This window comes from Tardiphaga sp. (assembly GCF_044336785.1).
In the GTDB taxonomy this organism is placed as follows: Bacteria; Pseudomonadota; Alphaproteobacteria; order Rhizobiales; family Xanthobacteraceae; genus Tardiphaga.
The window spans coordinates 37,865-44,578 of sequence record NZ_JBIIOT010000040.1 but is presented as its reverse complement, the minus strand read 5'-3'; the positions used below and the strand labels follow the sequence as shown (position 1 = coordinate 44,578).

6 protein-coding genes are annotated in these 6,714 nt (G+C 62.1%); all 6 read right to left on the bottom strand.

Annotated elements, in window-relative coordinates; genetic code table 11:
- The coding region (locus ACIQ2A_RS13520) for an ATP-binding cassette domain-containing protein (RefSeq protein WP_398479881.1) at positions 1-384 on the bottom strand (384 nt) is incomplete at its 3' end.
- The gene (locus ACIQ2A_RS13515; protein WP_398479879.1) at positions 381-1,382 is read right to left on the bottom strand and encodes a branched-chain amino acid ABC transporter permease; all 1,002 of its coding nucleotides are present in this window, start codon (positions 1,380-1,382) and stop codon (positions 381-383) included. The genes ACIQ2A_RS13515 and ACIQ2A_RS13520, both read right to left, overlap by 4 nt.
- Positions 1,379-2,248 carry a branched-chain amino acid ABC transporter permease gene (locus ACIQ2A_RS13510; protein WP_398479877.1) on the bottom strand — a complete coding sequence of 290 codons (870 nt, stop codon included), beginning with the start codon at positions 2,246-2,248 and terminating at the stop codon, positions 1,379-1,381. Before ACIQ2A_RS13510 ends, ACIQ2A_RS13515 begins: the two co-directional genes overlap by 4 nt.
- Positions 2,245-3,885 (bottom strand): amidohydrolase, encoded by a 1,641-nt coding sequence (locus ACIQ2A_RS13505; protein ID WP_398479875.1) that lies wholly within the window; start codon positions 3,883-3,885, stop codon positions 2,245-2,247. Before ACIQ2A_RS13505 ends, ACIQ2A_RS13510 begins: the two co-directional genes overlap by 4 nt.
- 72 nt (positions 3,886-3,957) lie before the next feature.
- Positions 3,958-5,136 carry an ABC transporter substrate-binding protein gene (locus ACIQ2A_RS13500; protein WP_398479873.1) on the bottom strand — a complete coding sequence of 393 codons (1,179 nt, stop codon included), beginning with the start codon at positions 5,134-5,136 and terminating at the stop codon, positions 3,958-3,960.
- Positions 5,137-5,250: 114 nt separating this feature from the next.
- Positions 5,251-6,687 (bottom strand): glutamine synthetase family protein, encoded by a 1,437-nt coding sequence (locus ACIQ2A_RS13495; RefSeq protein ID WP_398479871.1) that lies wholly within the window; start codon positions 6,685-6,687, stop codon positions 5,251-5,253.
- Positions 6,688-6,714 lie beyond the last annotated feature (27 nt).

Below are 6,714 nucleotides of genomic sequence, written 5' to 3'. Positions count from 1 at the left end.
CCATTCGGCTTTCACCTCGGGCAGTTCTGTGGAGCTGGTGAAAAAACGGCGGGTGATGCGTTTCCGCTGCATGATCGCCAGCGCAACATTGTCGGCAACGGTGAGATTGGCAAACAGCCGCGTGGTCTGGAACGTGCGCACCAGACCGCGACGGACTCGCTCGGGAATGCTGAGCCCGGTGATATCATCTCCGGTCATGAAGAACTGGCCTTCGCTCGGTGCGATATCGCCTGTGATCAGATTCACCAGCGTCGTCTTCCCGGCGCCGTTGGGGCCGATCAGCGCCACGCGATCGCCGGCTGCGAGCTTGAAATTCACGTCGCGGGTGACGTGCAGGCCACCGAATGACCGGGAGACGCCACGGGCTTCGAGGAGATCGGTCATGCCGCCTCTCTCCTGCGCGCGAACTTCACCCAGAGCGACATCACCGGCGCGATCAAGCCACGCGGCGCGAACACCACAATGAGAATGAGCAACAGGCCTACAAGGGTCATCCAGTGAAACGGATTGGCCGCAGCGACGATATGCTCGAAGATCATGAAGATGACCGTGCCGGCAAGCGCCCCCCAGAGATGCCCGGCGCCACCGAGCACCAGCATGACAAGCACTTCGGCCGAGCGTTCGAAGCTGACACTGTCGAGGCCGACCACGCCGGTGCTCATGGCCGTCAGCGCGCCGCCAAGGCCTGCGACGGCGCCTGAAATACCGAACATCAGCACCAGCCGCGGATAGATCGAAACGCCGATCATCTTGGCGCGGAGATCGTCGTCCTTGATGCCGCGGCACATCAGGCCGAATGGCGAATTCACCAGCCGCTGCAGCAGCACGAAGGTGATGACCAGAACACCGAGCGAAAACAGGAAGGCGGTGCGGCTATACATATCGAAACCGAATATGCCGAACACCTTGCCGGGCGTGACACCCGACAATCCATCGCTGCCGCCGGTCAACCATTGCAGCTTGTTGGCGAGGCCCGCCACGAGTTGGCCGACCGCAATCGACAGCACCAGTTGCGGCAGCGCCCGGAACCGGGTGATCAGCGCGCCCGAAATCAGGCCCATCATCGCGCCCGCCACCATGCCGATGAGCAGCAACGCGACCGGATCGGTGATGCCACGGACGCAGCAGATGCCGACGGCATAGGCGGCAACGCCGAACTGCGCCGCATGGCCGAGGGTCGCAACACCGCAATAGCCGGTGACGAGATCGAGCGAGAGCACCAGGAAGGCAATTCCGATCAGGCGGGTGAGAAATGCGAGATCGTCCGGAAACATGAAATAGCCGAGCGCGCCGATCGCAAGAATTGCCAGCGCGCTGGCGAACTCACGCGCGAATGGAATAGCGCGCTTCGTGGCTACCTGCGGAAAAGCGAGATCGCTCATGCGTGCGCCTTTCCGAACAGGCCATGGGGGAACAGGAACACGATGACGATGACCGCAAGATAGAAGAAGAACTCGCCAAATTCCGGCGCCAGATATTTGCCGGTCGTATCGGCAAGGCCGAGCAGCATGGACGCCGAGAGCGCGCCGAAAATGGAGCCGGCGCCGCCGACCGAGACCACCACAAGGAACGTCACCATATAGCGCAGCGCATAGAATGGCTCGATCGGCAGGATTTCAGCGCCCACCACACCGCCGAACGCACCGAGGCCGATCGCCAGCGCGAAGGTCGCCGCATAGATGATCTCGGTGCGGATGCCGAGCGCATCGGCCATGCCGCTGTGATCCACCGATGCGCGCAGCTTGATGCCGAATTCGGTTTTCTCCACCAGCCACCACAGCGACAGCGCAGTGACGACCCCGCAGGCGACGACAAACAGGCGATGGGTCGGGATCGACCGGAAGCCGATATCGAGCGGACCATTGAGCAGCGGTGGCAGCGGGATGGGCTTCAGGGTGGGACCGAACACGAAATTGACGACGCCGATGATGAAGAAGGTGATGCCGATGGTCATCAGCACCTGGATCAGCGGATCGGCATTGCGATAGATCCGGCGATAGAGCAGCAGTTCGAACGGGATCGATACGATGATGGCGCCGACCACCGCGATCAGGATCGCCACGCTATAATGCACGCCGAGATCGCGCAGCGCATAGGAGGCCAGATAGCCGCCGATCATGGCGAAAGCGCCGTGGGCCAGATTCACGACACGCATCAGGCCCATCATGATGGACAGGCCGATGGAGATGATGAACAGCACCATGCCATAGGCCAGGGCATCGGACAGGATGCTGAAGATGATGCTCATGCCGTTTCCCTTGCCGAACCCGTAAGCGCGTCCGGCACTTGCTGCGCCAGAGCGTCATGGACGATCTGGCCGCGCACGATCGTGAGCAGAACCCGCATGCCCTTGAGTGCCGGCCCATCGGCCACGAAAGGATCGCGGTCGAGCGCGATGAGATCGGCAGCCATTCCGGGCATCAGCGTGCCACGCCAGCTCTCCTGCTTCATCGCGATCGCACCGCCGACCGTATAACTGTGAATGGCTTCGCGAATATCGATCGTCTCCGCAGGCCCGATCGCCGGGCCACTGTCAGACGCCCGATTGACTGCATCCGCAATGCCATCCCACGGCGACCACGACCCGGTCGGCGCATCCGAACTGGCGATATAGGTCACGCCGGCATCGATCACCGAACGTCCGGGATAGCAGCGCTCCGCGCGCGGCCCGAAGGCGCCGGCGATCGAGCGACGCATGCGGGTCAGAAAGCTGGGCTGCGTAACGACCAGCGCGCCCAGCGCCTTCATGCGTTCGAGACCGCCCTTGGGCGGCACGAAGTAATGCTCGATCCGATGCCGTGCATCGTCGCGCGGCGACGCCGCCTGCGCCATCTCATAAGCTTCAATGATACATTCAATGCCGCGATCCCCGGTGCAATGCACGGCGACCTGCCAGCCGGCGGCATGCGCGTCAACGATCACGCGCTGCAGCTCGGCCTCGTCGCGCATGAACATGCCGCGCGAGGGTGTATCGAAAAAGTCTTCGCTCACGGCCGATGTCCGCGCACCGACAATGCCATCAGCGAAATATTTCAACGTCATCGATTGCCAGTCGGCATCCCGCGTTGGCGTCAGACCGCGCTCGGCTGCTTCGACCGGATCGAGCTGGTTCATGAAGCCAAGTCGCATCGGCGATGCGCCCCCCTGCTTCAGCTCTTTCCAGATGGCGTATTCGTCGTCGAACCCCACCGTGAACCCGACAGCCGCCTCGACAGCCGCGACCAATCCCATTGTCGCGCTCTCAGCGATGCTGGCGCGCAGTGCGGCGACCAGATCGGCGCGATCAAGCGGCGGCACCGCGCGAAAAATCTGTTCGGCGGCACTTTCCAGCGCGCCGCCATCTAGGCGCCCCGCAGCATCGCGGCCGAAACTGCCGCCCTCGGGATCGCTGACGGAATCGTCGATCCCAAGCAGCTGCAGCGCCGCACTGTTGACCACGGCGACATGGCCGCAGAAGCGGCGAATGAGAACGGGGTGATGGGGAATGACCGCGTCGATCTCCGCGCGTGTCGGCAGGCGACGCTCGGTCAGGCCGTTCTCATCGAGGCCTGCAGCATAGACCCATTTGCCCGATGCAATGGCGCCCGCTCGCGCGACGATCAGATCCAGCACCGCAGCGATCGTTGTCGCATCGCGCGGCGTGACCGGCACCTGCAGCCGCGCATGGGCAATGGCGAACAAATGGATATGAGCGTCTGTCAGGCCGGGGATAACCGTGCGGCCACCGAGATCGATGACCTCGTCGGCTGTCAACGCGTCAAGGCTGGTGCCCAGCGCAGCGACCTTGCCATCGCGAAGCAGGACGTACTCCGCAGGCGTGGTGTCCCACGCCGAACGATAAATTCGACCATTGGTGAGAAGAAGGGAGCGTGTGGACGGATTCATCGACAATCATTTCGGGTGTCCCGTTCGCATGCGGCCAATGCCGCACGCGAACGAGAACGACGCGGGGTTTTCTTACTGCTTGCTCAGCGCCCAGTCGGGCTGATCGGCGAAGACCTCACCGGTCTCCTTGTTCATCAGCTTGCCATCGACTTTCTCGACGGTGCGCAGATAAACATTCTGACGAATGTGACGCGTGTCGGGATCGATCGACACCGGACCGCGGGGGCTGGTCCACTTCATGCCCTTCACTGCATCCACCGCCTTGGCCGGATCGCGCTGGCCGTTGGTAGCCTCGATCATCTTGTAGATGACGCGCGCACCGTCATAGGCGGCAATGCCGGTCATGCCCACATCGTCCGGACCTGCGCCGGCCTTGGTCATCGCCTCGAGGAACGCCTTGTTCTCCGGCGACTGGTGCGACACGGCATAGTGATAGGTCGAGAGCACGCCGAGGCTGCTATCGCCGATGCTCGGCAGATCGATTTCGGTGACGATATCGCCGGTCGACATCAGCTTGACGCCGGCGGCCTTCAGGCCGTTATCGATATAGGCCTTGAAGAAGCCGAAGGTCGGCGGGCCGGACGGCAGGAAGCAGAAGATAGTGTCGGCACCGGCCGCCTTGATCCGCTGCATGATCGGGCTGAAATCGGTGGTGTTGAGCGGGATGCGGATCGCTTCGACCACCGCGCCGCCATCGGCCTCGAAAGTCTTCTTGAATGCGGCTTCGGCATCGATGCCCGGACCGTAGTCACTGACGGCGATCGCCACCTTCTTCGATCCGTTTTTGATCGCGGTCTTCGCAGCCGGCACGGTGTTCTGCCACATGGTGAACGAGGTGCGGACGATATAGGGGCTCTTCTCGACAATGGCCGAGGTCGCGGCATTCATCACGATGAGCGGCGTCTTCGACTCTTCGAGCAGCGGCGCAACGGCCATCGCGTTCGGCGTGAAATAGATGCCGGCGAGATACTGCACCTTGTCCTTGACCAGCAATTCCTGCGCAAGCGCTTTCGACTTGGCAGGGTTCGGGCCTTCCTCGTCCTTGTAGACGAATTCGACGGTGTGATTGCCGACCTTGTTGCCGTTCTGCGCAACCCAGGCATCGATGCCCATTTTGAAATTCTTGCCGAACAGCGCGTAAGGACCGGAGAACGTGCCGATCACGCCGACCTTGATGACGTCGGCGGAAGCTGCCCCGGTCATCAGGCCGAGAACGGCCAGTGCCAGGATCGATGATGAGCGTTTGGTCATGTCGTTGTCCCCGTTACGAAGTTAAAAAGCTATGCGGCAAACCTGTATTCAATAAACGTGCCGAGTTCAGAGATTCGACAGCGGGTGTGCGCTATCGCCACGGCACATCGAGAATCAGAACATCTCGAAATATTCGCGCTGCTCCCAGTCGGAGACCTCCGCCTGGAAACGGTCGATCTCCGCATTCTTGATATGCGTGTAATAGTCGACCATGGTCGCCCCCATCTTCTCGCGGAAGAACGGATCTTCCTTCAGCGCAAAAGTCGCTTCGCGCAGCGACTTCGGCAGCAGATCGGCATTGGTCTCATACGGCGTATCGGCGGACGGACCGGGATCGAGCTTGCGATCGACGCCATCGAGGCCCGAGAGAATCTGCGACGCCATATAGAGATACGGATTTGCCGCGGGCTCACCGACGCGGTTCTCGATGCGCGTGGCCGAGTCGTTCAGGCCGCCCAGGACACGGAGCATCGCACCGCGATTGTCGCGGCCCCAGATGGCACGGTCCGGCGCCAGCGAATAGGAGCGGTAGCGCTTGTAGCCATTGATGGTCGGCGTGGTGAACACGGTCGCCGCGCGCGCATGCGCCAGCAAGCCGGCAAGATAGCCCTGCCCAAACGGCGACAGCGGCTGCGTACCTTCGGTCGGCATGAACGCGTTAGCGCCGGTGGCGCGCGATACGATCGATTGATGCAGATGCCAGCCTGACGACACGACATTGGGAATCTTCGGCCGGCACATGAAGGTGGCGTGATAGCCGTGACGGTGTGCGATCTGCTTCACGGCACTGCGGAACAGCACCATGCTGTCGGCCGGCGTCAAGCCCAACGTCGGCTGAAAGGTGAATTCGCACTGGCTCGGGCCGTATTCGACCTCGACCGAACGCAGCGGCAGATTGAGCGCCAGCACATCGCGCCGGATGATTTCCAGCACCGGCTCCATCTGGTCGTAGCGCTGCTCGGTCAGATAGTTGTAGCCATGCGAGAGCAGGCTGACCTCCGGCGGATTGCCGGGCTGGCCGGCATCTTCCGGCTTCATCCGCTCATTCTCGACACGGAAGATATGAAACTCGACTTCGAGGCCGGCGATGAAATCATAGCCGCGGGTTTCGAGCTCGCCGAGCACCTTCTTGAACAGGTTGCGCGTCGCGAACGGCACCGGCCGGCCATCGGCGAAATGCACGTCGCACAGAATCCAGCCCGTCTCCGGCGCCCACGGTAGCACGCGGAATGTGGAGGGATCGGGGATCATCAGGACGTCAGCGGCGCCCTGCATTTCCGGGATGCCAAACCCACCCCCCGCGGTGAACACCGGAAACACCGTCTTGTGCGACGTATCCTTGGCAAACATCGTCGTGGTGATGGAGCAGCCGCTTTCGAGGCAGCGCAGTGCCTCGCTCGCGATCAGCGTCTTGCCGCGCAGGATGCCGTGCTGATCGGGAAATGACAGCCGGATCACTTCCAGCTTCTGCTCCTCGACAATGGCGCGAAGCCGCTTCGCTGCGTCCTTCTGCTCTGCGGACCACAAACCGTGACGTTCAACGAAGCTCAACGCGCTCTCCCGCGAATTTCTGGAAAC

Excerpts from the sequence above, each read along its gene's own strand:
- ACIQ2A_RS13505 (WP_398479875.1), bottom strand. The coding sequence starts at position 3,885 with ATGAATCCGTCCACACGCTCCCTTCTTCTCACCAATGGTCGAATTTAT.
- ACIQ2A_RS13510 (WP_398479877.1), bottom strand. The coding sequence starts at position 2,248 with ATGAGCATCATCTTCAGCATCCTGTCCGATGCCCTGGCCTATGGCATG.
- ACIQ2A_RS13515 (WP_398479879.1), bottom strand. The coding sequence starts at position 1,382 with ATGAGCGATCTCGCTTTTCCGCAGGTAGCCACGAAGCGCGCTATTCCA.
- ACIQ2A_RS13500 (WP_398479873.1), bottom strand. The coding sequence starts at position 5,136 with ATGACCAAACGCTCATCATCGATCCTGGCACTGGCCGTTCTCGGCCTG.